Below are 2,684 nucleotides of genomic sequence, written 5' to 3' on the forward strand. Positions count from 1 at the left end.
GCCGTTGACCTGCGCCCACAGGTAGCTCTTTGCCTGCGGCTGTCGCGGGGCGGCGTAAAGGAGCCGGGGATGGGCGGCGTAATGGCGCCAGCAGAACCGGGGGTAAAACGCGGATTCGAACGGTTTCAAGGTTGCGGTTTTTTGCCGTTTTTGGCAACTGCATTTTGAGGGGGATCTGGCATCGGTTTCGGGGTGCGGTAACTGTCGCCCTCGAGGACGAGCCGGTAGGCGCCGTGGCGTAGTCGGTCGAGTGTGGCGGTGCCGAGGATGCGGTTGTCGGGGAACGCGGCGCCCCATTCACCGAAGTCGAGATTCGACGTCAGGATGGTCGCCGCGTGCTCGTAGCGGGCCGCGACGAGATCGTGGAAGTCCTCGTCCTGCGGGGTACGTAGCGGTTTGAGCGCGAAGTCATCGACGATCAGCAGCGGCACCCGGGCGTACTGCTGGAACTTGCGGTCATAGGCGCCGGTGGCGCGCGCGGCGTTCAATCGCTTGAGCAGCTCGGTCTGCGAGATGAACAGCACATCGCGGCCTTGGCGGGCGGCGCAGTGGCCCAGCGCCTGGGCCAAGTGGCTTTTGCCGGTGCCGGTTGGACCGGCGATCAGGATCGCGACCTTCTCGTCGAGATACCGGCCTGTCGCGAGATCATGAACGTGTGAGCGGTTCAACGTAGGCAGCCGGTCGAAGTCGAACGTCTCGAGCGTCTTGCCCATCGCGAAGCCGGCGCGCAGCAGACGGGTGCCGAGCTTCTTGTGTTCGCGACGGGCAACCTCGTCGTGCAGCAGCATGGCAAGGAACTCGGTATAGGCGAGCTGCCCGTCGATCGCCTGACGGTTGCGCTGCTCAAGCGAGTCGAGGATGCCGGACAGGCGCAGCTGTTTGAGGATGGAATTCAATTCGGGACTCGGGTTCATGGTGTCAGTGGATCAGCAGGGATTGGAGATCACGGCCGAAGCGGCCGCCGTTCTGGTAAGCGCCAGTCGGGGCCGACGCGGGACGCGGCACCGGTTCGCTGTCCAGGCCTTTGTCGAGGATGCCCTTGATGGTGCTGTACTTCGCGCTGCTGAACGCGAGCGCACGCTCGCAGGCTGCTTCCAGCCTCTGATCGCCGACTTTCTGTCGCAGCCGGATGATCCCCTGCGCGCCGCGCAGGTTGACGAGCACCTTGTCGTTGAACAGCGCGAGGATCACGCCGTGGCACGACGGCCCGATCTCCTTCGCGCGCGCCAGACACCACTGCGGATCGTGCTCGAGCCAGGCCTGCGCTTCGGGCGGCTGGTGATCTCGCACCGTGTGGCGACCGCCGGCCCGCTGCCGCGGATGGGTTGCGACGAGTTCATGCCGATGGAACAGCTGGATGACCGTATCGGTCGCCTTCAGCCAGAGCGACTTGCCGACGAGCGTGAACGGTGCAGAGTACAGCGCGTGCTTGTAGACGACGTGGCCGTCGCGATGGACCGCCACCTCCTTCCAGACCGACAGTACCGGCGGCACGTCCGGCAATGCAGCGAGCAACGGGCGCTCGACGCCGAAGCGCGTCAGCGGCCGTTCGTGGACGGTGCCGTGGATACGAGTGCCGGCCTGCTGCATCACCCATTCGCGCAGTTGCCGGTTGGCGTCGGCCAGATCCCGGAACTCGCGCAGCGGCACGAAGGACTTCTTGACGTATTTGACGCCCGATTCGACGACGCCCTTCTTCTGGGGATCGTGCGGCGGACAGGCGTCGATCCGGAATCCATATCCCTCGGCAAGCGCGGCGTACGAGCGTTGCACCGCCGGCTCGTATCGACACGCCCGGATGATCGCGCACTTCGCGTTATCGATGATGACCCGGTCGGGACAGCCGCCGAACCATTCGAAGGCGCGCCGGTGGCTGGCGAGCCACGTCTCGACGGTCTGGTCCAGCACGATCTCGGCATACTGGTGGCGCGACCAGCACAACGTCATCACGAAGATCCACGTCCGGACCGCAATGCCCTCGACCGTCAGCACGGGTCCCGCGCCGAAGTCGACCTGCGCGGCGTCGGCCGGTGCGAAGTCGAGGATCGTTGTGGTGGCCACGCTGCGCTCGGCAGCCAGATGGCGCAGCATGCGCTTCACGGCACAATAGCTGCCGGCGTAGCCATGATTGCGTTGAAGGGCGGCATGGATCGTGGTGCCCTGAACGCCGGCGGCAAGCCATTCGCGGACCTGTTCGCGATATGGCTCAACCGTCGACACACAGGTGTGCGGCAGGTGCGGCGTGCGCCCGAAGACACCCGCGATCGTAGCGTCGTCCGGCAGCGGCTGCACCGGATCCAGCCAACTACGCGCTTCAGCCTCGCGGCGCACGGTCGTCAGCTTCTTGCGCCCCATCAAACCGCCGCGCGCGATGTCGCGGTCAGAATCGCCTTGCCGCATGCGGACAAGGACTTGGCGGTATTCAAACAATTCGAACCTCCTGTTGGCCATGGACGCTCCGTTCAAAAAGAACGGAGCGTACCGACTCGGAAAGTTCGAACCGCGTTCTCGCCCTGATGCTGCTGGCGCCTATGCGCCGCCCCTAACGTGGCGCCATTACGCCGCCCTTGGACTGGCGCCTATGTGCCGCCCCTCAAGTGGCGCCCTTATGCCGACCCCGCATTGGCTCCATAGCGCCGCCCCGTGACAGTTGGCCCAGTGTGTCGCCTGCAGCATGGCGCTGG

Annotated in this window: 2 protein-coding genes; both read right to left on the reverse strand. The window is 65.4% G+C overall.

The genetic code is table 11. From position 1 onward, the window contains the following. Positions 1-125 precede the first annotated feature (125 nt). Positions 126-914: an IS21-like element ISBmu1 family helper ATPase IstB gene (gene istB, locus JGU71_RS30655; RefSeq protein WP_012213993.1), complete on the reverse strand. Its 789-nt coding sequence runs from the start codon at positions 912-914 to the stop codon at positions 126-128. A 4-nt stretch (positions 915-918) separates the two neighbouring features. Next, on the reverse strand, positions 919-2,430 hold the full coding sequence (gene istA / locus JGU71_RS30660) for an IS21 family transposase (protein ID WP_027809980.1): 1,512 nt from the start codon (positions 2,428-2,430) through the stop codon (positions 919-921). Positions 2,431-2,684 lie beyond the last annotated feature (254 nt).

It is taken from the genome of Antrihabitans stalagmiti (assembly GCF_016482825.1).
Lineage (GTDB): Bacteria > Actinomycetota > Actinomycetes > Mycobacteriales > Mycobacteriaceae > Antrihabitans > Antrihabitans stalagmiti.

Excerpts from the sequence above, each read along its gene's own strand:
- istB (WP_012213993.1), bottom strand. The coding sequence starts at position 914 with ATGAACCCGAGTCCCGAATTGAATTCCATCCTCAAACAGCTGCGCCTG.